Consider the following 25116-nt stretch of genomic DNA (forward strand, 5'->3'; position numbering starts at 1 on the left):
CGTTAAATAAATATCTTTGAATGGAAAGAGAATAAATTTTAATTTTGAATTGCAAGCTCCTTTTCTACCTGAATTTGCAGCAATTCACACGCAGCATCCACTACAGACTCAGGCGTTACAAGACTTAGACATTGATGATGTCCTTCAGGGCAGATACTTTTGTAGCAATATTTGCAAGGTACATCGTGGAATAGCACCCGATTGGGAATACCCCAGGGAGTATGCTGAGGGTTAGTTAGAGCGTACAAATCAACAACTGGTGTACCAACAGCAGCAGCAATGTGGACGGGGCCAGTATTATTAGAAATTAGTAGGGAAGAAAGTTGCAATAGTGCTGCCAGTTCACTTAGGTTTAGGCATCCCACAAGTGAATGAACAGCAGCAGATTTTACAGATAAATCATTATTTACAGCAATTTTCTGACAGAAACCTTTAGCGATCGCATCCGTTGCCATCATTGCCTTTTCAATTTCTGCCACCAATTCTTGCTCTGATTCAGTACCAGTGAAAACAACTTGCATACCCATATCCAGAAGTAATGTTCTGGCAACCAGAGCAAATTTTTCTGGCGGATAGCGTCGTGAAGCAGCAGTCGCACCAGGATGAATCACAATTAAAGGACGCTGTTTATCAATGCTTAAGTTTTGGAGAATGCCCTCCACTACTGCCAAAGCTTCGTTTGGGACACGCAAAGACAATCTTTCATCATCTGTATAGCAGCCGATTGTGCCAACCAAATCCAGTTGACGCTGCACCTCATGACGCACAAACTTTTCCGGTTCTGGATCTTTTACCCAATCTGTTAGCAACTGATACGGATTTTCATGGCAGTGAGCTAACCGCAGAGGAATATCCGCCATGTAGCACAAAAATGCTGAGGGTAAAGGATTTTGACTATATACCGTGAAAATGATAGCACCATCGAAGTTTAAAAGCCGTAAATGTTCAGCCATTTCATACTCAGGACGGCTATTTAATCGCGGTGCTGTTGCTTTTAACCAAGGTGCATCGTAAACCATCACTTCATCAATTTCTGGCACAAGTGAGGCAGCGGCTACACCCGCAGAGGAAGTTAGCAGCGTAATTCGACGGCGAGGATTTGATGCTTTCAACGCGCGGATTGCTGGTGTAGTCATCAGGACATCGCCAATTGTGTCCAGTCTGATGCATAGAATATTTTCAGCAGATTCCCAGGTAGTCATTTGTTGTAACAATTTTGGATTTACGCTTGATGTAAATTGAAGTTGTGAAAAAGATGATGTTTTAGAAATCGACCACCGATGCACACAGATGGACACAGATAGACAGAATTCTCTTTAACTAATCCCCAATCCCTTTTCCAACTAGTTCACGGATGCGCTCAATTATGCGAGTAGTGGAACGGTTTTCTACAAACGGCAGCAATCTTACCTCTCCACCCAACTGTTCTACTAAAGGTGCTTCTGGTAATGTTTCTTTGGTATAGTTACCACCTTTGACAAAGACGTCGGGGCGAACTATACGAATTAAATTGCTAGGAGTATCTTCTTCAAAGGCTATTAGATGATCGACACAACCGAGTCCACTCAGAACTTGAATGCGGTCTTCTAAAGTATTAATGGGGCGACTTGAACCTTTTAGACGTCGGATACTGTTATCGGAATTCAAGCCAACAATCAAGATATCGCCTAATGCCTTAGCGTAATTGAGATAGGAAACGTGTCCGGCATGGAGAATGTCAAAGCAACCGTTTGTGAAAACAATTTTGCGTCCTGCTTTGCGGTAAGAGGTAACAAGGGCAAGGAGTTGGTTGAGATCCGAAATGTATTTTTGGGGTGACATTTCTGAAGACGCGGCTTCAAGGACGCGAGGAGATTGTATTGAAAAATTCCCCGTGTCTGCGTGTCCCCGTGTCCCCGTGTCCTTTTCTTCCCCCGTCTCTCCATTCAAGAGAAATTCCCGTAATTCTTCGGCAGAACAGACGCTTGTACCGTCTTTTCCTACAACTACAGCAGCAGCAGTGGCAGCGAAATCGGCTGCTAGTGGTGTTGCAGCACCAACAGCAAGGGCAAGGGTGAGGGCGCTAACAAATGTATCTCCAGCACCTGCGGTACGAGATTGAATTGTCGGTTGGGTATAGGTGCGATGGGGTTGTGAACCTCTCTCAAAAATAATTCCACCTTCAGCATCTAAGGTGACGGCAGCAATTGTTGCTCCTGTAAGTTCGAGTATCCGATCGCCATAAGGTAAGATTTGCTCAACACGCGATTTGACGCTCTGATTACCCGCTTTTAGAGGAGGAATATTCAGCAGTTTCAAAACCTGCTCATAATTTGGTTTAACTGCGGTAGTACCAATATGACGATAAGCTGCAAGATTTTTAGCATCAACAACTAAGACGTGGTTATGGCGTGCCTGGAGTTGAGATAATTTATCAATCACCCTTTCGGTTAAAATTCCATAGCCGTAATCTGACACGATCGCTGCATCACATTCTGGATATCTACGCTCAAGTTCGTCTATCAACGCTTGTTCAGCATATTCATCAATAGCATCTGTTGTACCAGAATCAAATCTTACTAGTATTTGTGAAGACGCCATCACCCTTTGTTTAGCCAGAGTTTGCCTGCCTGACTGTACTATTAGGTGTTTTGAGGGAACGCTGCGCCGTGAGAGTGCTTGGCATAGCAAAGAACCCTCGCCATCATCTCCAATCGCTGATATAAATGTTACTTTTCCACCCAGACTGCGGACATTAACAGCTGTATTAGCCGCTCCACCTGGAACATACTCGCTATTGGTAACAGTAACAACTGGCACCGGAGCTTCTCGACAAAGGCGATCGCTAAATCCTTCTAGATAGCAATCAAGAATCGCGTCACCGATAACAATGATATTTAAATTAGTAACTGCATCCAGTAAAGAATTTAAATGCGCTGTGGAGAATGCAGAATGCTGAAAATTAAAAACATGATGCTTCATAACTCATTTTTTGAGATTTCTTATAATCACTTGTGCTGCTGTTATCAAGTCAGCAACAGTGTAATGTGGGATTCGCATCCCAGACAGCAGCCATTCAGTCTCGTTGCCGTTGTCAATTAAAATCGTTTTACATCCAACCCGATTACCAGCTTCCACATCGTTGAGGATGTCACCGATAAACCAAGAATTTTGCAAATCAATATTGTGTTCGCAAGCTGCGCGTAAAATTAATCCTGGTTCTGGTTTGCGACAGTCGCAAGTAATTGCATATTCTGAAACCACGCCATCAGGATGATGGGGACAGTAGTAAAAACCATCCAGCGTAACTCCTTGCTCAGAAAAAAGTTTGAACAAATGCTCCTTAACCCCCACCAAGCCAGATTCTGGAAAATAACCCCGCGCAACACCTGACTGATTGCTAATGACAATCAATTTGTATTCATGTGCTTGCAGTAGTTGCAATGCCTCAATTGCACCCTGCGTTAACTCGATCAAATCGGGGCTAACGTTGTATGGCACATCCTCAATCAGAGTTCCATCTTTATCTAGAAAGACTGCTTTTGAAGGATAAAGTATTAAGGGTGAAGGCTGAAAAGATTTATTAGTCAGCTTTGGATATCTGTTGCTCATCTGTTTTTCACCTTGTTTTACTTCATCCTTCATACTTCAAACTTCATCCTTCCTACGGCCAAGATCCCTCAGCCATTGGCAAAACCATCATTTCGGGGATCACTGTTCCTTCTGGTGTTGATAGTAAAAAGCGAATGGTTGCGGCAACATTTTTCGGATCTTGCAACTTAGTGAGATCAATATCTGGGAATCGATCTAGCAAAAATGGTGTTTGCATACCACCAGCAACTAAGGCTGTAACTTTGATGTTATAAGGACGTGCCTCTACGTGCAAAGCGTAACTAAAGCCCAAAAGCCCCCATTTGCTGGCATGATAAGCGGAAGCATTAGCCCAAGCACGTTTTGCTGCTGTGGAAGATATATTAATAATGTGACCGCTACCTTGTTCTTTCATCACAGGTAAAGCGAACTTGGACAGGATAAAAGGAGCACGGAGGTTGACCGCAATAATTCTGTCCCAATCTTGAATCGAAAGCTCTTCAATCGATACAGTTACATCCGTTCCTGCATTGTTAATCAAAGCATCCAAGCGCCCGTACTGGGAGACAATTTTATTGATGGCGGTTTCTGCTTGCACTTCATCAGTGACATCTATTACCAATGGCATTGCTTGCAAATTATTTGCTTGAATTTCGCCAGCTACTTTTTGTGCCAATTCGTCTCGAATATCAGCAACCACAACACTCGCACCAGCTGAAGCTAAAGTGTGACATACAGCTTCACCTAATCCGCGCCCGCCTCCAGTTACCAATACCACTTTGTTTTTGAGTTCTTCCATAGTTATTTTTCCTTTGTTGTAATTAGATTGGTTAGTAGGGGAGCCAGTGCGTTGCGGAGAGAAGTCTGAGCGGCGGCTTCCGCCGCTCAGAACTTCGGAGGGTTTCCCCCGTTGTAGCAACTGGCGTGCGGGTTTTGCTGATTATCTTTAGGTTGAAACAGATAATTTATCTTTATAAACCTGCCTGTACAGTGGTTAGTAGTTAGTGGTTTATTACTCCCCTTGTCTCCTTGTCCCCGTGTCCCCTTGTCTCCCCCTCTCCCACTTGCTCCTCAACCAATTCACATAAAATATGCAGTACAAGGTGTTGTACCTCTTGGATGCGTTGGGTATCGGTTGCAGGAACGACGACTGCTAAATCTGCTAATGAAAGCAATTCGCCACCATCGCCGCCCAATAAGGCAATAGAGTTAATGTGAGCAGCACGTGCAGTTTTGAATGCTTCTATTAGATTGCGCGATCGCCCAGTTGTACTAATCCCAATTAACAAATCTCCTGGTTGGGCAAAAGTTTCTACTTGCCGAGAAAAGACATATTCGTATCCGACATCATTTGCCCAAGCACTCAAAAAAGATGAATCTGCTGTCAGCGCCATTACGGGAAGCCCCGGACGTTGGGAGCAGCGAAATTTACCAACAAATTCTGCGGCAAAGTGTTGAGCATCTGCTGCACTTCCACCATTGCCACATACCAGCACCTTACCACCCAAAGCAAAACAAGTGCTAATTGCTGCTGCTGCCTCAACAATTGCAGGTGCAAGAGTTTGTCGGGATTTTTCTAGTGCAGAAATCGCAGCTGTAAAGCTGTCATCTATAAGGGTAGAGGGTGAGGGAGAGTGGGGGAGTGGATGAGTAGGTGAGGGGGAGGGGGAGATGGGATAGATGGGGGAGAAAGTAGAGATGCGAAATTTCGCGTTTCTACTTTTTTCATCTGTTGGGGAGATTGTCAAAAATCTACACTCTTTGGCAGTGGTGGTTAAGTGTTCTGTTTGAGGGTACGAACCGTAAGGAACTTTTTGCAAGATTTCCTCGCTAATTTTTATGCTTGTCTGCTTGTAGCGTTTTACTGTAGTTAGAACTTCCTCATACAAAGCGGCAACAGCACTTGTTACCTGTTTCCAAGTAAATTTCTGATGAACGCGTTGTATTGCCTGATGACTCAAGCAATCAAGTATTTGAGGATTTTTGTAGAGGTAAGTAATTCGTTCGGCAATGGCATCAGGATTATTTGGTGGTACAAGATACCCTGTTTCACCATCTTTGACTGTAAATTTAATACCACCGACATTGGAACCAATCACAGGCGTTCCACAAGCCATTGCCTCTACAGGCGTAATCCCAAATGGTTCATACAAAGGCGTTGTAATAAATACATCCGCTGCACTGTAATAATATTTCAATACTTCTCGCTGACGGCGTCCAACAAAAGTCACTTGCGACTCAACACCTTCTTGACAAGCTATAGCCTGCAAACGAGCGATTTCAGGCGTGAGGCGAGGATCTGGTTGTTCTGATTCACCCCCGACAATCAATAGTCTTGCTTGGATGCGATCCTGTCTGAGCAAACATCCGAAGGCACGAATCACTGTATCGACACCTTTACGCGGCACTAAACGCCCCAATTGAAGGATGAGATTTTCATCAATTGGTAAACCAAGCTTCTGACGGGCTGTGGTTTTTTCTACTTGCCAAAATTCAGCCGTATCAAAGCCACAGGGAATGATTGTGATTTTCTCTTGGTTGGCATTGTAAAGACGCAATAGATCTTGTTCATCTTGGGGACATTCTGCGATGATGCGATCGGCTTCTGCTACAATGCGATCTTCAATGGTAAAACGGCGATCGGGAAATTCATCGGCATCACCTTGCCAAAAGCGACGCACTCTACCGAGAGCATGAAACGTGACAACAAAAGGTATGCCTAAAGCCTGCTTGATATCTGCTGCCACCATTGCTGACATCCAGAAATTTGCATGGATTAAGTCATATTTTGGTCTGTGCAAACTGCCGATTTCGTCAAAGCTGTGAGCAGGATTTTGACAAAAATTCAGAATATAAGCCGTAAATTCTTCCATATACGGCAGTATGTCTTCTTTTCGCACATATTTGGCAGGGCCAGCACCCACATTAATAATCCGAACGCCATCCATCCATTGGATGATTTCTGGCAATTCGTCGTTATCTCGTCTAGTAAAAACATCAACTTTGTAGCCAAAGGCAGCTAGATGTTTTGCTAACTGTCCTACATACACATTTTGTCCACCGCTATCTACACCCCCGAAGGTGCCAAGGGGTGAGGCGTGTTCGCTAATTAGGGCAATGCATTTAGTCATTAGTTAACAGTTATCAGTTATCAGTTATTGGAGAAGAACATTCATACCAATGACAGATTTGAAGGTTTTATCCCAATCGTTGATAAAGCGTTGGATATTAAAGCGTTTTTGTGCTGTTTGTGTTGCGCCTTGACTGAGATTTTGAGCGTGGTTTTGATTGCTTAAAAGCAGGCGCATTCTGAAAATCAGGTTTTCTAAATTCGTATCTACGTAACCCGAAACTCCGTTTTCTACTACCGTTGCCATTTCTGTAGTTGCCAGTCCAATGATTGGTAAGCCCACCATCATTGCCTCGCATACGGCAAGTCCAAGGCTGGTGTAGCGGATAGGGTTAAAGAAAAAGCGGTAACGTGAGGCAAATGCTGGCAGTTGGTGATGGGGAATCTCGCCGAGTCCATCCAGTTCTTCTGAACCCATGCCCACCAAGTCTAAAGGAACTTCTCGGCGAATGCGGGCAAATACATCAGCACCCAAACGACGACCACGCGATCGCAAACCATTCACTACTACCAGTCCTTTTTCTAACTCTCCTGTGTAGCGAATACCTTCAGGTACAATTACACCATGTTCAATCACACAAGTAGGAGTGCAACCGTTATCCCACATTAACTGGTTGAAATGCGTGACATGAACTAGCAATATATTTGGATCGTCTACGATGTGGCGTGTGTTGGTTGGATTTTCTCGTGGGGGATCGTGTTCTAGATAGATTCTGGGCAGTTGTCGCTGGGACTCAGAAAGAATCTCATACTGGTCTTCTAGATAATTTCGCTGAGACTGAAACAAAATACAGTCGAAGTTAAGGTTTTTGACTTCAGATGCCGGAAGATCATAAATATTATCTGACCAAGGCAAACCACCCAAACGGCCACCGTAACCTTCAGGTCGTTCTGGTTTAACAGGCAGGTAAAATTGATGCTGACTTTGGGTGAGGTAGTAAAGATAGCTGCCGTGAATATGCCAGGTAAGGATACGTAATGGTCGCATGGTTAAGTGAAGGGCTAGGGACTAGGGGCTAGGAGCTAGGAAAGAAGCACCAAGAGCAGAGGAGTAGAGGGGCAACAGGGGAGAGTGAGGGAGCGAGGGAGCGAGAGAATAAGAGTAAATACCCTCGTACCTTCCCTCTTTCATACCCTCACTCCTTCTGGGTGTCTCCTTGTCCCCGCGTCCCCGTGTCCTTTTCATTCCCCGTTGGTTTGACACAATGAGAAAGAACGCTGCCACCGAATTCTTGTGACTGACCGATGCGAATGGGAATTCCTGCTAGATAGCAAATGTAAGCTAGAGGATAAGGAGATTCGCTGGGATTGGTAAAAATTACAGATGCATCAAAAGCAAATTGGCGAAGTTTAGCAATTAAAGTTAGTTCGCACTCGCTATTCCTAAATTTGTTGTCAGCACCCTCGTATATCAATACGTCATCTATCCAAGGCAGCTGTAAACCTAATTCTTTGCCGCTGGGAGATACCATTAAAGTAATGGCTGCATCTGGTAGCAATTGACGCAACTGCTGTAATACCGTAATTGTCAGCATTAAATCTTGCTGACTACTTACTTGCATCACCAATACTCGCCGTAGATTTTTACACAAGTCAAGTAACAATTACAACCTCTTTAAAAAGTAAATCTTCTACCTGAGCCATTACCATTTCTGGGGTAACGGGAAGATAGGAGTTAGCAAGAAATATCGGACTTAGGGAACGGTGAATTTTACAGTTTAATGGTGCCCATCGATGCTGGGAGGAATTGGTAAAAATTACTACGCTTTTAATTTTTAAAGCAGCTGCTAAATGCGATACTCCTGTGTCATTACAAACTAGTAGGCTAGCCCTACTTAAAAGAGCTGCCATTCCACCCAAGCTTGTCTTTCCAGCCAAATTAATTGGTTCGCAATGCATCATCTGTGCTAATGCCTGCGTTAAAGTTGCCTCTGATTCTGAACCAGTCAGTACTACCTGAAAACCACGAGCAGCGATCGCATCACCAACAACTGCAAAGTTTTCTAAAGACCAACGCTTTTCTGGTAAACTTGCACCCGGATGAATGCAGACATATTGGCTTGGTATTTGCTGTATAGTTGCAAAATCTTCATCCTTGAGAGGAAATTCCAATTCATTACCTTGGAGTGGTATCCCCAAAAACTCCATTAGGCGCAGGTGACGCCAGATTTCCGGCTGATCATCTGGGTAAGGCAGAAAGTAATTGGGATCGGGGCAATAATAACCAGGAAGATAAAAACCAGCGTGAATACGAGCACCAAGCAAAGCAGTAAATGAATTAATGACAGTGCCGTTACCATGCATTTGCAATGCCAAGTCAAAGCATTGCTTATGGACACTGGTAAGAAACTTTGGTAATTTACCAACAGAAGGTGGCACTTCTGGAATTCCTGGATAGCCAGGAAATTCCAATAAATCATCTAGATAATGGCTAAAACGTTCTACAAAAGAATGCGCCCAAGGTAGACCGATTAAGGTAATCTGGGCTTGTGGGAAAGCAGCTCTAAGCGCTCGAAAGGCAGGTACAGCACAGAGCAAATCACCTAAACCTGGGAGCGATCGCACAATAGCTATCCGAGAAATAGACAGTTGCTTCAAGAGTTGATGCTCGTGTGACATACATCTTACAAAGGCAACTATCTTAAAAGTTACTTATTTAAGAGCTTAACTTCATTGGGCATTTGACTAAAGTATTGTTCTTATAAGTAATATCAATTATGCAAATGCACAATAACTCTCCATAGATTAACCACGTTTTTTCAACCCAGTTTTTTTATAAATTGAGAACTAATATCAAGCATTTAACTGTAGGCTTGCTAAGTAGGCTCATAAGCTCTCAAGGTTTATACAAGAGCGGAATTTGGTTACGAAGGCGATCGCTTGTAAGTAGCATTCATCTTGATGATAGTAAATACCTTCTATCTACAGAATAACCTGAGTAAAATATGTCTAACTCTTGAGCTAGAAAAAGTGCTTATATTTTCTCTTTCCATTTATAGATAATGTTTTGAAATCAATCAATTAAATTATCAAAATTATTATCAATAACCACTCCGGAGAAATTGTGTGAATCACGATGGTAGCTCTTTGAAAGAGCAAGTACAGAGTGGATTTACAGAGGCTGTCAAATCAAACCAGTCAGCCACGCTACCACCTAGCAAAAAAAATCTAAATGTATCTTTACTAAACACAACTACACAATTTGAACAAGTTGCCACCATAGTTGTAGAGCAGCTAGCACATCTACTGTGTGCTGAGGTTTGTATTATCAATCAACACGCTTATGTAATTGCCAGTAGCAACCCTAAACTAGTTAAACTTCACTTCAACCACATCTATAAAAATAATTCTCTAAATTATCTCAGATTACCACTATCATTCAATACACAAATTGGTGAAGTAATAGTCAGCAAACCCCACAATGGAGAAGTCATTTCTCCTCGGTTGGTGCAGGAAGTTGTAGAACTGGTAATTAATCAAACTACGGTAATTGATACTCTGCTCAACCAACACCAGCTGAAAGATAAGTTTATCTACGATTTACTTCACGGTTTGATTGATGAAGAAACAACTATTGCTCGCTACAGTAAGCTTTTAGGCATAGACTTAAACCCGCCTCGTGCAGTTATTTTAATCAATGCTGCTGATTATATATTGACGAATAATATCTCTTATCAACATCAGCAAGAAAATATTGAGACGCAAATACAGCAACGGGCAAATTTAGTAATTCGTAGTATTGTTAGTTTTTTCCAACTACCCAATGATACGATTTGCGCCTATCTCGGTGATGGTGAGGTGGCTGTACTGAAAGCCAGTGATACCAAAAACTTAGGTAACTGGGCAACTCGTGGAGATGTACCAGAGCAGTGTAGTTCTTCTTGGGCAAATCTCACGGCACTAAAGCGAGCAGCTAAAGCACTTTTAATGCGTTTGCAGAATGACACAGGTACATCAATTAATATTAGTATTGGTCGTTATCATCCAGGAATTCGGGGTCTTGCCCAATCTTATCAAGATGCGCGAGCTGCTTTGTCTTTGGGTAGTCGATTTCGGGGTTGCAATCAAGTACATTGTCTAGATGGACTGGGAATAGCTGCGTTTATTGGTATTGGAGATGAACGAACAAAAATCGAACTAGCTACTTATTTGCTGAGTCCTTTAGATCACGAACCAGAATTACTTGCTACCTTAGACACTTTCTTTACTGAAGACTGCTGCCCCTCTTCTACAGCTCATCAACTTTATATCCATAGAAATACCCTTAGTTATCGATTAGATAAGATTAACCTCCTGACAGGTTTCAATCCGCGCCGTTTTGATGATGCAGTGCAGATGCGTCTGGCTTTGTTGCTACGGGAATTGAGTAATCCAAGATAAAGGGGATCGGCAGAGGAAGAGATGAGGAGATAGGGAAGATGGGGAAGAATTTACTCTTATTACTTCCTCACCTCCCTTAACTTCCTTAACTCTTTGTTCCTTCGTCCTTTCCTTCTGCCTCCTGCCCCACCGAACTTAAGAGCGCCGTGCAACGGCGCTCTTAAGTTCTCTGTGCCATCTGCCTTTTGCTTATGATTCCCAACTAACTGCTCACGTGGGGATACAACCTATCTCCAGTGGTAGTATCAAACACAAACAATTTACTTAAATCCAACTCTAACAACAGGCGATCGCCAGAACGCGGATGCACATCTGCACCAGCTTGTACATTTACCATTACTCCCGAACCAAGCAAAGCTGCTCGAATTAAAGTCTCTCTCCCTAGTGGTTCTACCACCTTCACCTCAACCGCCAACTCTCCTATTTCTTCTCTTTGTGTCCTCTGTGTTCTCTGTGGTTCGTTAACTATATATATATGCTCCGGACGAATACCCAAATCAAATCCTTGCCCTTCCCGCAGATGTAACTTCTCTTTCATCTTTGTTGAAGCTAGGATGGTTTGCCCATTGACATCAAAACCTTGACCTACATATCTAGCTGGTAAAATATTCATCGGTGGGCTACCCAAAAAAGTCGCTACCATCCGACTGGCTGGCTTGGCATAAATAGTTTGCGGCTCGCCTATTTGTTGAATTCGTCCCCTTTCTAGCACCACAATTTTATCAGCCAAAGTCATCGCTTCCACTTGGTCATGGGTAACGTAGATTGTGGTAACACCTAAGTTTTGATGTAGTTCTTTTAACTCCGCCCGTGTATCATCTCGCAGTTGAGCGTCTAAATTGGATAAAGGTTCATCTAATAAAAATACTTGTGGTTGACGGGCGATCGCCCTTCCCAATGCTACTCGTTGTTGCTGTCCGCCAGAAAGCTGTTTAGGTTTGCGCTCTAAAAGGTGTTCTAGTGAAAGCGATCGCGCTACAGTCACTACCCTTTCTTTAATAATCTTGGGATCGACTTTGCGCATTCGCAACCCAAAGGCAATATTTTCTGCCACCGTCATATGGGGGTACAAAGCATAATTTTGAAATACCATTGCCACATCACGCTGTCTAGCCGGGACATCATTCATCAACTCATCCCCGATGTAAAGTTTGCCAGAGGTAGCAGTTTCTAAACCGGCAATGGTTCGCAATATAGTAGACTTACCACATCCTGACGGCCCCACCAAAACCCAAAATTCACCATCGGGAATATCAAAGCTAATATCCTCAATCGCGGTGACGTTGTTAAATTTGCGCTTAATACTTTCGAGACGAACTTTAGCCATTGTTCGATTTTGGATTTGCAATTTTGGATTGGTGGGAGCGATCGCATTTTATCCTAAAATCAATAATTTCTGCCTTCTGACTTTTATTTTGACCAAGCCGGATGAGCAAATAAAGAAGCAATTACTCGCACTCCACGCAATTGGTTAGAAAGAGGTAAGTGACCTTTAGGAGCATTTAAATCCCAGATAAATTCATTGGGATAGCGTGTCCAATTATTACCTTTTTTCCAACCGATTTTCGCCCAAAGATTATCCCAATTTTTTCCCAAACCTAACCAAATTTCTCGCTGTACTGAAAAGCCAAATTTGCCTTCGGAGTGAACTAACCACAAATTATTAATAGTTTGTAAGTCCGTAATTGGGAACTTGTCTACTTCGGTAAAATATAGCCATTTGCGTTTTACCGCCTCAGTACCAGCAACTTCACACATTTTTTGCAGAGTCATGTGATCGGCAGCCTGGAAATCTTGAGTTACGAGTAAAGTTTGTAAGGGACGGTAATTAATTCCACACTCTGATTTTAGAGGTACAACACCTTCCGGAAAATGAGTTTGCAGAAATTCTTTGGCTTGGGGCGAATCAGAGTTGTAAAGAGCTTGGTAGGCTTTGCCATCAACCCAAGTTGCGGTCGAGTCACGACGTTGCAGCAAAAATTCCATCAGGATATCTAATCCCCCATTATCTAAGACAGCAAGCTGCGGGATCAACTGTTGTTGCACTTGAATTGACCCAGCAATTAACTGGCGGCGCAAGGATTCGATGTCAGAAGAGGAGCCTGATACAATCATTGGGTCTGTCATGCCATTCTTGTGGAAACGCGATTGGTGAACAAGCAATTAACTAACAAATTTTGTGAACTGGTTAGTACTGATAGCGTAGAGTAGTTTACAGGAATTTGTCTGCGAAACCTACTCATTCATACTTGTGCTTTCATGAGTTAAATTAATATGTGCAGCACCTAAAGATCTGATAAACTCTCGCAAAATATCCGTTTTGGTTCTACCTACAGCCTGGCAGTGGGATTCTAAAATTGCGAACTCTTGCTCACTTACCCTGATGGTAATCTCTCGTTTGTTCTTCATTGCTGCTATTTTGCTGTATATATCCAGAGTACACTAATTGCGCCTGTAGGCGATAAGATAGCATCCAGAGACTCTGCTAACTCCTGAAAAGAAATACCCCGCTTTCTAACTTTATCAAAACAGGACAGGACAAAATCTGCTAGCCTTCCCAACAAGGCAGTACAGTTGGTTAGTAGTTAGTAGGGGAGCCAGTGCGCCCTTGCGGCTCCGCCGACATGTATCACAGCCGCGTGCGGGTTTTATTGATTAACTTTGGGTTAAGATTGACAATTTATCTTCTAAACCCACCCGTACAGTAGTTAGTGATTTACCACCATTCACTAACCACTATCCACTAACATTATTGAAGCTGAAAGCCCGAAATTCATTGATGTCGCTGCGTCACAATCAGGAGTGTGTGAATGTACGAAAAAATTACCCCCCCTTCAATTGGCTCAAAAATTACCTTCAACAATGGTGAGCCGATTGTTCCTGACAATCCAATTATCCCGTTTATTCGCGGCGACGGTACCGGTATTGATATTTGGCCTGCTACCCAGAAAGTGCTTGATGCTGCTGTGGAAGCGGCATACAAAGGCAGGCGGAAAATTAGCTGGTTTAAGGTTTACGCAGGTGATGAAGCTTGTGAATTATACGGTGTTTACCAGTATTTACCACAGGATACCTTGACGGCAATTCAAGAATATGGTGTCGCTATTAAAGGGCCGTTGACAACTCCAATTGGTGGTGGTATTCGCTCACTAAATGTAGCTTTGCGGCAAATTTTTGACCTTTATGCTTGCGTGCGCCCTTGTCGGTACTATGCAGGCACGCCTTCTCCTCATAAAAACCCAGAAAAACTCGATGTGATTGTTTATCGAGAAAATACGGAAGATATTTATTTGGGGATCGAGTGGCGGCAAGGTAGCGAAATTGCCAACACCTTAATTGAATATCTCAACAAAGAACTCATTCCTGCTACGCCAGAACACGGCAAAAAGCAAATTCCTCTAGACTCCGGCATTGGCATTAAACCCATTAGTAAATCAGGCTCCCAACGTTTAGTACGGCGTGCCATCAAACACGCTCTGCAATTACCTAAACATAAGCAAATGGTGACTTTAGTCCACAAGGGCAATATTATGAAGTATACCGAAGGTGCTTTCCGCGATTGGGGTTACGAACTGGCAACAAGCGAGTTTCGGCAAGAGTGCGTTACAGAGCGGGAATCTTGGATTTTGAGCAATAAAGAAAAAAATCCTGATCTAACTGCGGAAGCGAATGCCCGGATGATTGATCCTGGATTTGATGCCATGACTGAAGAGAAAAAAGCTCAAATTGTCAAGGAAGTGGAAACAGTTCTTAATTCAATTTGGGAAACGCACGGAAATGGCAAGTGGAAAGATAAGGTGATGGTAAACGATCGCATCGCCGATAGTATTTTCCAACAAATCCAAACTAGACCGGATGAGTATTCTATTCTGGCAACAATGAACTTGAATGGCGATTACTTGTCTGATGCGGCAGCAGCAGTTGTTGGTGGATTGGGCATGGGGCCGGGTGCTAATATTGGTGATCAATGTGCCGTTTTTGAAGCTACCCACGGTACAGCACCAAAACACGCAGGGCTAGATCGAGTTAATCCAGGCTCGGTAATTTTGTCTGGTGTGATGATGCTGGAGTATCTGGGATGGCAAGAAGCAGCAGACTTGATTAAGAAAGGTTTAGGAGATGCGATCGCCAATCGGCAAGTTACCTATGACTTGGCACGATTAATGGAACCACCAGTCGAACCCTTGAAGTGTTCTGAATTTGCTGAGGCGATTGTCAAGCACTTTAGTTAATAAAATTAAAGTCCTCAGACTTCGGTTGCAAGTGTTCAAATCCCCGATTTTTTAAAAATCGGGGATCTATAAAAAAGAGACTTATGGAATTAGTGTGCTATTAATTACGTGGATTGCCAACTGTGTCTCTACCAACTTCTTTTGCGTAGCTACCAGCATCCTGGATGTTTTCCTTGATATTTTCAAGTCCTTTTCTGGCTCCTTTGGCAAAATCTTCAGCTGTTCCTTGAGCTTTTTCTCCTACATCTCCAGCTTTTTGCTGAATATTTCTACCCAATTTTCCTGCATCGGAACCAACACGACTAGCAGCTTCACTTGGTTTATTTGTTGACTTCTCTGCTTGTAGTTGAGCAGAATTTTCCTTAAGATACTCAGCTCTTGCTTTTGCTCCACTAGCTGCTCTCTTGGATCTGGGATCTACATCACTAAAGTTATTCATCCCACCTTCAGGAGGATTGAGGACATTATCACCTTTGGGAACGTATACTTCTGAATTAGGTCTAACGCTGGGCTGGGAAGCTTGACGGGGTTGTACACCACTTTCCCCAGGCAGTGTCGCACCAGCACTACCACAAGCCTGTGTAAAGAATAATAGAATTCCTGCTACAAAAACCAGGAGAATTTGGTGTAGGTTAACTTTTTTGATCCAAGTAATGACTTTGTTCATTATGCAACTCCTTGCAGTTATTTGACGAAGTTAAAAGGTTAAAAGTTAGGCAATACCAATTCAAAATCTTAAATTTAAGATTTTAGATTGATAATAAATCTGAAAGGTTGGGACAAAAAATTACTTACCTTTATTTGCTATCTGCCCACTGCTGGATTTTTTTGCAATTCAGGTCTAGCACCAGCTTCATCTGCTTTATCTTTCAAAAAGCCAGAAGCTTCTTGAACTGCCTCTTTAACAGTCTCAAGTCTTCCTTTAACTCTTTCGCCTACATTTGATTCATATTGAATCTGTCCACCAGGTTCAGGTTGCTGAAAATCTTTTTCAGATTTCAATGGCAATTCACCTTCTTTGTATGCTCTACCTACAGGAGTTTCTGCACCTGGGTAAAGTAGTTCTTCGCTATTGGTGGTAGCAATTAGTTGTTGTGTATTTAGCTGTAAACTAGCTTGATCACGTCCAGACTTGGACATTTTCAAATTTGTATAATTGTCTCCACCATTCTTGTAGGGATTATTTGCGCCACCAGCTTGCACAGGTGGATTGTTGGGATTTGCTGCGTTAGGGTAGGGCTTACTACAAGCAGTGCTAACTATCAACAATAATCCGGCCAAAAATACAGTTACAATTTGGCGAATTTGCAGTTTTTTTAAAAAAGCAGTTAAACTGTTCACCAATTCCTCCTTTATAGTCCAAACAAGCTTCTGCACTGAAATTTCTATAAAATTCAGCCAAAAGTTCTTGCTGGATTTAATTGATTAGAAGCAACAATCGATTTTTAAGAATACGTAGTAAAAAGGAACCTTTTCCTCTAGCCGAAGTCACATTCTTATTTGTAATAGCGTGTTCTTTTTCTCTTACTTAAGAGAGATATAAGTTTCTATAATTAGCTTTTGATTTTAGTTAGTGAATATTAAATTATTAAATTAATGTTATAACCAGGCTGAATAAGTTGGCTGAGAAATCGACTAAAAGGGAAATGATAGCAATAAACTCAATAAATTAAAGTAACACTCAAGCAAGAATTTTTAGTAGCTAATATTTATTTTTTATAGACTGTCTCCAGCAAACTGATACCTGTGACTGAATTAGTATTAAATAGCTATAACAATACCACAAAAGGGAAATTTGAGAATTACTGGTGATATAACATATGATTTGATGTGTTCAACTATAAGAGTAGCTGCTCAGTTAAGTCACCACAATGATCAAAAAAATTTTACGCTGGCTAATTTTGGGTGGAACATTATTTTTTTTAGCAACAGCTTTAAAAAATAATTGGCAAGAAATTTCAGCCATTCACATTGATGCAGCAGGATGGGCAATTATCGCGATCGCTACGGGTGTAACTTTACTGGCACACACTTGGGCAGGTTGGATATGGACTTGGATTCTCAAAGATTTAAATCAATCAGTGCAGTCTTCCTCGTTTATCTATGTTTACTTAAAAACTAATATTGCTAAGTATTTGCCTGGTAATGTTTGGCATTACTACGGACGAATTATGGCAGCAAAAAATGCAAATATTTCAACTAGTGCAGCTACCCTCAGCGTATTACTAGAACCATTACTAATGGCAGCAGCAGCTTTAATTATTGTTTTGCTTGGCAGTTTTGTAGTTACAGTTAATACTCGTTTAGCTGTACGAGTAGTGCAAATAATTGGTTTGGTTGTAGTTCTTTGTGCAATCCATCCCCGTTTTTTGAACCCACTAATTCGCTTTTTACACCGATTGAAAACAAGAAAATCTAATACTGCAACATCCGATGTCAATTTAGCCATGAAAAACTATCCACTCCAACCTTTGTTAGGAGAGTTAGGTTTTTTGGGATTGCGTGGTACAGGGTTTATTTTAACTTTATATGCTTTGGAGCCTTTGAATTGGAGTCAAGTCCCTGTATTGCTGGGCGCTTTTAGTTTCGCTTGGTTGCTAGGATTAGTTGTTCCGGGTGCGCCGGGTGGATTAGGTGTGTTTGAAACAACAGCGATCGCATTATTACAGAATAATTTTCCGACGGCGGTAGTAATAAGTGCAGCGGGTGTATATCGATTGATGAGTATTTTAGCCGAAACTGGTGGTGCAGCCCTAGCATCCCTAGACGAACGCTTCTTTGATTAAACTAAAAATGCAGATCCCCGACTTTTCTAAAAAGTCAGGTAGATGAGACAGTGTTTCATTAGTATTCTGTAGGAATCATATTTGATTTTTGAAAAACACGTAGGGTGTGTTGTCGCGAAGCGCAACGCACCATTTTCAACGGTTGGGTGCGTTAGACTTAATTTTTCAGTAATCAAACCGGATTCCTATACATCTACCTTTAATTGAGAAAACACACGATAAGCATCCGGATTAAATTGAGATTTGCAGGTATGCTGCTTTTCTTCAACTTTAATCAAGTTATATTCAACATTTTCTGCATAAATAGCAAATGTGATACTAAAAATTTCAAGAAAATTTATCAGCCACTTACATTCTGCTTCTGAATACTGTTCGTAGTGATGAATTAAATGAGCTATACGAGCTTCTAAATGACTGCGAGAATTTGGACAAATCAAAATAATTTTTAGTAATACAATGACTAAAGTCAGGGGATGCCCTTGGGAAAGTAATAAAACAAACAAAGGCGAGGGTTCTTGCGTATTTTCTATTGTGAGATAATCAATAACTCGATTACAGGTTCTCAGTAATAAATCTTTATCAATAATCTCTTCGTCATATTCTGACTTCCAATTTAATAGCTTATCTAGTAGCTGTTGGTTTAAAGTCTCTATAAAGTTTTGTTGTCGGACATAAAAAATTAGATATTTTTGTAAGCTTTTTTTAAAATCTTTAAAAGTTTGATTTTTAATTTGCTTTAGAAATATATTGGCAATGTTCTCATAACTAAATACACCTTTCCTAACAATAATTGTTTTGATTAAACGTAATAACTCATCTCCCAAAATACTTGGATTTTGATAACGTGACTTACCAGAAGTATGAGACTGAGAACGAGCAATATACATTGCTAACTCAAATTTATACTTATCTTTTAGTTGCTTTGAAGCTTTTCTTGCTGCTTCTTGTTGCTCTTGAGAATTATTATTATCAATAGATTGAGCTACTAATAAATAAGAAGTATAACGATTTATCCAGTGAACTTTAGTCTTATCTTCATTTTTAGAGGCAAATAATTTAAGCTCTTGAAAATCCTTACTTGTAATAAATCTTTTTAGCCAGATTTGGTAAATATTATCTTTTTTATGATTTTTCCCTTGCTGCTTATTTGATTTATAGTCAATAAAAATCTGAACTAGTTCTTGAATATATTTATATTTTCTATTACTTTCCCAATTATTGACTAATATATAACAACAACGTTTCAGAGTATTGCGAAAATCTTGCTCATTATCAATAAGATGCAAAAGCCTATAGATTCCCGGTGCAGAATCTAAACTTATTGAATCCAAATTTTCTATAAATAAATGTTTAAATTCTCGTAAAACATCTTCAGGAGACCATACTTTTACAATTTCAATCAGAAAAATGTAAATTTTCTCCTGTATAACTTGTATATCTATATTCTTTACTTTTTCTTTAGAAAAAGGCTGCTCTGTATGAGTAATTGGTAAACTATTTGCCGTCATTATTACTTAAAATTTTTAAAGGTAGCATAGTTACATTTTCATTAGCTTAACTCTGCTCAAAAAGAGTATCAATCGACTCTTGAATAATTAAACTTTTTCTTCATCAAAGATTGATATACAGATTTATATATTGAAATAGATGAAGTATTTGATTGATTGAGTCTAAGTATAAAGTCAGCTTTGTAGTGTCAAAAATTACTATATTATTTAATTCCTTGATTCACATCTTGTACACCCAAGCTCACAAACCGTCGCTACTAGGTTTAACCTAATAATAAGAATTAGAGCCTCTGGCTCTCCATATTGAGGATTAAACGTTTAGATGAAGTTGCATGAATACAGATAAGATTACTTTTTGGCACAGTAGTAAACAAATCTTAAATTACTAAACATATGTCCGAAACTCCCTATTTGGGCTGTAACGGTTATGCTGAATCTAAGTGGTAACAGGCATATGTTTGTTTTGCCTTGACTCCACACTGTAGTAGCAAAACTACCATTGAGATTGCACTCTCGTAAGAGAATGCAACACCAGCGAGGATTAAGTGCATAAAAGAGGTAAACAGAAGGTGTTAAAGACACTTTTGGTAATTGCCATTGGTTTCTTGCCGTCTCTATTCTCTCTGTGGTTGATGCGTAAAACCCGGAATAGAACACGTTTGCTGCTCAGACGTACTGCTGTAGCTTTGCCTATGGAGCAGCTTCGGATCAATACCAGAACAAATGAGGGCGATCGCTATTACTTAGAAGGAGTGGGTTACCTGATTGGCGATATTAGCTGTCGATATAATGCTCGTTCTGGATATTTGCGCTGCGCTGTTAATCCTGATGGGCCATGTGAGAATTGTCGTTATTATGAACCTAGAGACTTCACAGGCATTGACAAAAAATCTTAAACAGTCTTTTACCCTTTAGAGTTGTTCTCAAAAGAGTGTTTGGGAGAAGTTGCAGTTACAAACAGCTTATTTTTCTCTTGACTTACAAACTTTTTATATCACACGATTTAACTGATTACGTCACTACGTCATCTTCTATTGATTTTGGTTAAGTAGCTGATTAAAGTCTTTGATAATAATCTTTTGCTAGCGGTAGTTCTCAGACTCATATTGATAAAATTAGTAGTTTTACAGAAGCCATATATTAAATTACTAAATAACATACCTAAATATATTCTATTGGTTAATAGATACAATTTATAAATTTAGAATCCTAAATCATTTATGAATAATTTTTTTCCCTGATCTCATGAGATAATTTCCAACTCAAATAGGACTACCATATATGACAATCTATTTTTATAGCACTCACGAACAATATGGCTGTTTCTCTAATTTCTCATACCACGGCTTCGAGTTAGATAATTTATATTGGCATACTAGCGAACACTATTTTCAAGCTCAAAAATTTATTGGCACACCTCATTTAGAAGAAATTCGTCTCATAAAAACACCAAAGGATGCAGCAAGAATGGGACGAGATCGCAAACGTCCTTTGCGTCCAGATTGGGAACAAGTCAAAGACGATATTATGCGAAAAGGAGTATTACGCAAGTTTGAAATCCATACTGATATTCAGGAAATTTTACTTTCTACAGGTGATAAGGAAATTGTAGAAAACTCTCCGATTGATTATTATTGGGGTTGTGGTGCTGATGGCAGTGGTAAAAATATGTTAGGAATCATTTTAATGGAAGTTCGAGAAATTTTACGTGAAGTTACTTGTTAATCTTTAATTACTAATTGTTTCTTACTATTATTTATCAACTATTAACAGTCACTTTTGTTGACTCCAACTTCTTTTAGCTGTCCAGTGGCGATCGCTTGATTGATAAATCTCTACTTTTTGCAAGTCTATCAGAGAAATTAACTGTTTCACTTCATCTAAAGTCAATGCAGCGTGGAGAGAGTCGCGGAATAATTTTTTTTGATACTCGTTGTATTCTTTACCAATACTATTAACCAAAGCATTCATTGTGGCTTCATCGGCAGGGCGAAACAAATCTCGGAGAAAGATACCGCCGTTAGGTTTCAGTACACGCTTAATTTCCGAAAAAAAGGACAGAGGATCGGGTAAATGGTGGACAAGGCTATTCGACACAATCAAATCAAATTGTCCATCCGCATAAGGTAAGTGTTTAGCATCTATCAACTCCAAACGAATTTGCGACTGTAAACCAGCCTGCTCAATGTGGCGAGAGGCAATTTCCAGCATATTTTTAGCTAAGTCAATAGCGATTATTTGCCATTGCGATCGCATCTGACACATTAAAATTGGAATACGCCCAGTTCCGGTACCAGCGTCTAATACTAAAGCATCTTCCGGTGGAGCCAGGGCGATCGCTTCTTCAGCAAAGGCAGTATTTACCTCAGTGAAGTTCATCTCATCATACTCAATGGCTTCTTCGAGGCAATCCATTACTTCTGGTTCTAAAACTCTTTCCATTGTTGGTTTGTTAGTCATTAGTGATTGGTTAGTGGTAGGGGCGGGTTTTTACAACAATCTCTCTAGGATGATGAAATATCTAAATAAACCCGCCCGTACAGTGGTGAGCCAGCACTCTTGGGAGGGTAACACGAGCGCAGGTGACTGGCGTAGACGCCCAGTAGACAGGCGTAGCCTGGCTTCTCGGAGAGTAGCCGAAGGGCTTCCCGCAGGGTACCCGGAGGGTTAGTGGTTAATAGTTAGTGGTTATTTGTCTCCTTTCCCCGTATCCCCTTTTCTCCCACTCTCCCTCTTTCGCACTCCCCAATCAATGAAAGATGTATCAAACTTCTAGGGAAGACTAAATACATATCACCAATATTAATTAGGGAAGGTTGATGTGGAAAGGCGAATTTTATCTCGCTCGAAAAACATACTTCCTTTGCAACTACTTAGAAACCTACCTCAAACACAGCAAACGCATTACAATTAGCCAAAATTTTAAAGAATGTTCACAAGCAGCACTCCAAATCCACAGGAGCAAGAGGATTGTAAATCGGAAGCATCAAAGCTATGGCAACAAGCCACTCAACAGCAACAAGCAGGTGAATTATCTGCTGCTTTGAAGTCTTTACAACAGTCATTAGTATTATTTCAAACAGTTAGAAATTGCCAAAAACAAGCACAAGTACTTTGTTGTTTAGCTTTGGTAGCATACAATTTAAGAGACTACAATGGTGCAATTTCCTACTCTCACGAGTGTTTATCTTTAGCACAGAATATAAAAGACTTACAGATCCAGGTGCAAGCTTTGTCCCATTTAGGCAATGCCTATCGTCATTTAGGAGACAATCATAAAGCTATTGAATCTTTACGAATATGTTTAGAGATTGCCCAGCAGTTGCAAGATGAGCGAAGTCAAATAGCAGCATTAAACAACCTGGGATTAGTTTATAAAGCTTTGAACGACATACCTCAGACTATTGAATTGCAGCAGCAAAGCCTAGAAATTACACGACAACTCCAAGATCATTGGGGTGAGGAACAAGTGCTGAAGAATCTGGGCAACTGTTGTTATGCTTTGGGGTATTATGCAAAGGCGATCAACTACTACGAGCAGTGTCTTGCGATAGCGCGTTCTTTAAATCGCAGTCGCAGCGCCATTCAGCTACTTAAAAATTTAGGTAATGCTTGCCATGCGATCGGCGAATACAACAAAGCAATTACGTATCATGAAGAACGTTTGGTATTAGCTCAACAAATCCAGGATACACGTACTCAAGAACAGTGTTTAGACAGCTTAGGAATTGCTTGTGAAACCTTGGGAGATTATGCCAAAGCAATAATTTATTATGAAAAACGTTTAGAGTTAGCTAGGAGTCTTAATCGCCGTAGCAACGAGCAACAAATTCTTGCTAGTCTCAGGGTAGCTTGCTACGCCTTAGGAGATTATGTCAAAGCAATGGAATACCAACAGCAGATTAAGTAGAAATATCACTATTAGCAGACATAATACTCGCTGCTACTTGTTATAACATAACTTTATTACAATCTAAATATTTAATTTAGATTTGACAGCTAGCGCTTACATTTAGTATTTAAAGTTTCATGAGTAGCGAACAACTAAGCCTTTTTGAAGAATCCAATTCCGATCAAAAAGAACTAATTCCCACAGACAGTAAAATTCCCATCCCTTCTGGCACCTATGGCAATATGGTGGAATTGGCACAGCATTGCAACCAGTGTCACCGTTGTGAATTGGGAAACACTCGTACTCATGCTGTTGTCGGTAGGGGCAACCTTGAAGCACAAATCATGGTTATAGGGGAAGCACCAGGACAAAATGAAGACGAAACAGGATTACCATTTGTTGGGCGAGCGGGACAACTTTTAGAAAAAATCTTGGCTTCTGTAAAACTGGATACAGAAAAAGATGTATACATTTGCAACATCAATAAATGTCGTCCCCCCAATAACCGAGTTCCTACCAATGAAGAGATGGAGGCTTGCAAACCTTATTTATTAGAACAAATTCGCCTAGTTGCTCCCAAAATTATTTTGTTGACGGGTGCAACTGCTGTAAAAGGATTACTTGGCGATAAGCGAGGAATTACCAAGATTCGTGGAACTTGGATGGAGTGGGAAGGGCATTTGTGTATGCCAATTTTTCACCCTTCTTATTTGCTGCGTAATCCATCTCGCGAAGTCAATAGCCCCAAATGGTTAATGTGGCAAGATATCCAAGCTGTACGTGCCAAATACGATGAAATTTGCCACAATAGCTAAAAAATTACTATTTTGAGAGGAAAAACTCCGCTCTTGTCTTGAGTTTGGATACAAGAGCGGAGTTTCTACTTAAACTAATGCCGTGACTTTCTCCACCAAGCCAACAAACAACTTCAATCCATCCGTATTGCCTAGCATTGAATCTGCCGCTCTTTCTGGATGCGGCATCATCCCCAACACGTTGCCCTCAAGATTGCAAATCCCGGCAATATTTCTCACTGAACCATTAGGGTTCTCTTGGGTGTAACGGAAGACAACCTGACCGTTATCTTCAAGTTTTGATATGGTTGCCTTATCAGCGTAAAATCTTCCTTCCCCGTGAGCAATGGGCAGTTGAATCACTTCACCAGCAGAATAAGTTTGTGTCCAAGGTAAATCGTTACGCTCAACTTTGAGGAGAACACGATCGCAGATAAAATGCAAATCTCGATTTCTTACCAATACTCCCGGTAGAAGCCCAGCTTCAGTTAATACCTGAAAGCCATTACAAATACCAAGAACAAATTTACCCTTTTGAGCGTGTTCAATCACCTGCTGCATTACGGGCGAAAATCGAGCGATCGCACCACAACGCAGATAATCTCCATAGCTAAAACCACCAGGGATAATTACTACATCCAAATCGGCAATATCCGTTTCTTGATGCCAAACCATCCGAGTTGGTTGTCCCAGTAAATCTCTGGTAACGTAAGCAACATCGCGATCGCAATTAGAACCTGGAAAAACAACAACACCGAATTTCATTTTTGGTTAAGAGTTAGTGGTTAAGTAGGGTATAGGTGGCAGGTGATAGGTGACAGGTA

The 25116-nt window shown here is 40.9% G+C and carries 23 protein-coding genes; 7 read left to right on the forward strand and 16 right to left on the reverse strand.

Going from position 1 to position 25116, the window contains the following annotated elements:
* Nucleotides 1-38: 38 nt before the first annotated feature.
* The 8 genes from waaF to U2718_RS18155 form a co-directional block, all read right to left on the reverse strand.
* Entirely contained in the window at nucleotides 39-1202 is a 1164-nt protein-coding gene (gene waaF / locus U2718_RS18120; RefSeq protein WP_341999991.1) for a lipopolysaccharide heptosyltransferase II, read from the reverse strand.
* A 118-nt stretch (nucleotides 1203-1320) separates the two neighbouring features.
* Entirely contained in the window at nucleotides 1321-2961 is a 1641-nt protein-coding gene (gene rfaE2, locus U2718_RS18125; protein ID WP_341999993.1) for a D-glycero-beta-D-manno-heptose 1-phosphate adenylyltransferase, read from the reverse strand.
* A gap of 3 nt (nucleotides 2962-2964) precedes the next feature.
* A complete protein-coding gene (locus U2718_RS18130; protein WP_411813323.1) occupies nucleotides 2965-3591 on the reverse strand; it encodes a D-glycero-alpha-D-manno-heptose-1,7-bisphosphate 7-phosphatase in 627 nt (208 codons plus the stop codon).
* A 52-nt stretch (nucleotides 3592-3643) separates the two neighbouring features.
* Nucleotides 3644-4369 carry an SDR family oxidoreductase gene (locus U2718_RS18135; protein ID WP_341999997.1) on the reverse strand — a complete coding sequence of 242 codons (726 nt, stop codon included), beginning with the start codon at nucleotides 4367-4369 and terminating at the stop codon, nucleotides 3644-3646.
* Nucleotides 4370-4571: 202 nt separating this feature from the next.
* Nucleotides 4572-6701 (reverse strand): glycosyltransferase, encoded by a 2130-nt coding sequence (locus tag U2718_RS18140; RefSeq protein ID WP_341999999.1) that lies wholly within the window; start codon nucleotides 6699-6701, stop codon nucleotides 4572-4574.
* A 24-nt stretch (nucleotides 6702-6725) separates the two neighbouring features.
* On the reverse strand, nucleotides 6726-7688 hold the full coding sequence (locus tag U2718_RS18145; protein ID WP_342000001.1) for a glycosyltransferase: 963 nt from the start codon (nucleotides 7686-7688) through the stop codon (nucleotides 6726-6728).
* Nucleotides 7689-7836: 148 nt separating this feature from the next.
* Nucleotides 7837-8262: a hypothetical protein gene (locus U2718_RS18150; protein WP_342000003.1), complete on the reverse strand. Its 426-nt coding sequence runs from the start codon at nucleotides 8260-8262 to the stop codon at nucleotides 7837-7839.
* 31 nt (nucleotides 8263-8293) lie between these two features.
* On the reverse strand, nucleotides 8294-9319 hold the full coding sequence (locus tag U2718_RS18155; protein ID WP_342000004.1) for a glycosyltransferase family 9 protein: 1026 nt from the start codon (nucleotides 9317-9319) through the stop codon (nucleotides 8294-8296).
* A gap of 447 nt (nucleotides 9320-9766) precedes the next feature.
* Between U2718_RS18155 and U2718_RS18160 the strand changes: the two genes are divergently transcribed.
* Nucleotides 9767-11080, forward strand: coding sequence for a PucR family transcriptional regulator (locus U2718_RS18160; protein ID WP_342000006.1), 1314 nt, complete (start codon nucleotides 9767-9769; stop codon nucleotides 11078-11080).
* A gap of 202 nt (nucleotides 11081-11282) precedes the next feature.
* Here the strand turns inward: U2718_RS18160 and U2718_RS18165 are convergent, their stop codons facing one another.
* From U2718_RS18165 to U2718_RS18175, 3 genes are all read right to left on the reverse strand, one after another.
* Nucleotides 11283-12407, reverse strand: a complete 1125-nt coding sequence (locus tag U2718_RS18165; protein WP_342000008.1) for an ABC transporter ATP-binding protein — start codon at nucleotides 12405-12407, stop codon at nucleotides 11283-11285.
* An 83-nt stretch (nucleotides 12408-12490) separates the two neighbouring features.
* The gene (locus U2718_RS18170; RefSeq protein WP_342000010.1) at nucleotides 12491-13207 is read right to left on the reverse strand and encodes a GUN4 domain-containing protein; all 717 of its coding nucleotides are present in this window, start codon (nucleotides 13205-13207) and stop codon (nucleotides 12491-12493) included.
* 108 nt (nucleotides 13208-13315) lie between these two features.
* The gene (locus tag U2718_RS18175; protein ID WP_342000012.1) at nucleotides 13316-13489 is read right to left on the reverse strand and encodes a hypothetical protein; all 174 of its coding nucleotides are present in this window, start codon (nucleotides 13487-13489) and stop codon (nucleotides 13316-13318) included.
* Between the two features lie 401 nt (nucleotides 13490-13890).
* Between U2718_RS18175 and U2718_RS18180 the strand changes: the two genes are divergently transcribed.
* Complete coding sequence (locus U2718_RS18180; RefSeq protein ID WP_342000014.1) at nucleotides 13891-15312, forward strand: NADP-dependent isocitrate dehydrogenase; 1422 nt, start codon at nucleotides 13891-13893, stop codon at nucleotides 15310-15312.
* 100 nt (nucleotides 15313-15412) lie between these two features.
* On the opposite strand, the gene U2718_RS18185 is transcribed toward U2718_RS18180, so the two are convergent.
* Together U2718_RS18185 and U2718_RS18190 are read right to left on the reverse strand one after the other, a co-directional pair.
* A complete protein-coding gene (locus U2718_RS18185) occupies nucleotides 15413-15979 on the reverse strand; it encodes a DUF6658 family protein (protein ID WP_342000015.1) in 567 nt (188 codons plus the stop codon).
* Nucleotides 15980-16116: 137 nt separating this feature from the next.
* Nucleotides 16117-16653, reverse strand: a complete 537-nt coding sequence (locus U2718_RS18190) for a DUF6658 family protein (RefSeq protein WP_342000016.1) — start codon at nucleotides 16651-16653, stop codon at nucleotides 16117-16119.
* A gap of 530 nt (nucleotides 16654-17183) precedes the next feature.
* Between U2718_RS18190 and U2718_RS18195 the strand changes: the two genes are divergently transcribed.
* Nucleotides 17184-18098, forward strand: coding sequence for a lysylphosphatidylglycerol synthase domain-containing protein (locus U2718_RS18195; RefSeq protein WP_342000019.1), 915 nt, complete (start codon nucleotides 17184-17186; stop codon nucleotides 18096-18098).
* 185 nt (nucleotides 18099-18283) lie between these two features.
* Here the strand turns inward: U2718_RS18195 and U2718_RS18200 are convergent, their stop codons facing one another.
* A complete protein-coding gene (locus tag U2718_RS18200; protein ID WP_342000021.1) occupies nucleotides 18284-19606 on the reverse strand; it encodes a hypothetical protein in 1323 nt (440 codons plus the stop codon).
* Between the two features lie 569 nt (nucleotides 19607-20175).
* Here U2718_RS18200 and U2718_RS18205 point away from each other — a divergent pair.
* Nucleotides 20176-20502 (forward strand): DUF6464 family protein, encoded by a 327-nt coding sequence (locus U2718_RS18205; RefSeq protein WP_342000023.1) that lies wholly within the window; start codon nucleotides 20176-20178, stop codon nucleotides 20500-20502.
* Nucleotides 20503-20887: 385 nt separating this feature from the next.
* Nucleotides 20888-21331 carry an NADAR family protein gene (locus U2718_RS18210; RefSeq protein ID WP_342000025.1) on the forward strand — a complete coding sequence of 148 codons (444 nt, stop codon included), beginning with the start codon at nucleotides 20888-20890 and terminating at the stop codon, nucleotides 21329-21331.
* A gap of 48 nt (nucleotides 21332-21379) precedes the next feature.
* On the opposite strand, the gene U2718_RS18215 is transcribed toward U2718_RS18210, so the two are convergent.
* On the reverse strand, nucleotides 21380-22048 hold the full coding sequence (locus U2718_RS18215) for a class I SAM-dependent methyltransferase (RefSeq protein WP_342000249.1): 669 nt from the start codon (nucleotides 22046-22048) through the stop codon (nucleotides 21380-21382).
* 487 nt (nucleotides 22049-22535) lie between these two features.
* Here U2718_RS18215 and U2718_RS18220 point away from each other — a divergent pair, with 487 nt between their 5' ends.
* Together U2718_RS18220 and U2718_RS18225 are read left to right on the forward strand one after the other, a co-directional pair.
* Entirely contained in the window at nucleotides 22536-23516 is a 981-nt protein-coding gene (locus tag U2718_RS18220; RefSeq protein ID WP_342000027.1) for a tetratricopeptide repeat protein, read from the forward strand.
* Between the two features lie 119 nt (nucleotides 23517-23635).
* Nucleotides 23636-24313: a uracil-DNA glycosylase gene (locus U2718_RS18225; protein WP_342000029.1), complete on the forward strand. Its 678-nt coding sequence runs from the start codon at nucleotides 23636-23638 to the stop codon at nucleotides 24311-24313.
* Between the two features lie 69 nt (nucleotides 24314-24382).
* Here the strand turns inward: U2718_RS18225 and purQ are convergent, their stop codons facing one another.
* Nucleotides 24383-25057, reverse strand: coding sequence for a phosphoribosylformylglycinamidine synthase subunit PurQ (gene purQ, locus U2718_RS18230; protein ID WP_342000031.1), 675 nt, complete (start codon nucleotides 25055-25057; stop codon nucleotides 24383-24385).
* Nucleotides 25058-25116 lie beyond the last annotated feature (59 nt).

The organism is Chlorogloeopsis sp. ULAP02, from assembly GCF_038404745.2.
Taxonomy (GTDB): Bacteria; Cyanobacteriota; Cyanobacteriia; order Cyanobacteriales; family Nostocaceae; genus Chlorogloeopsis.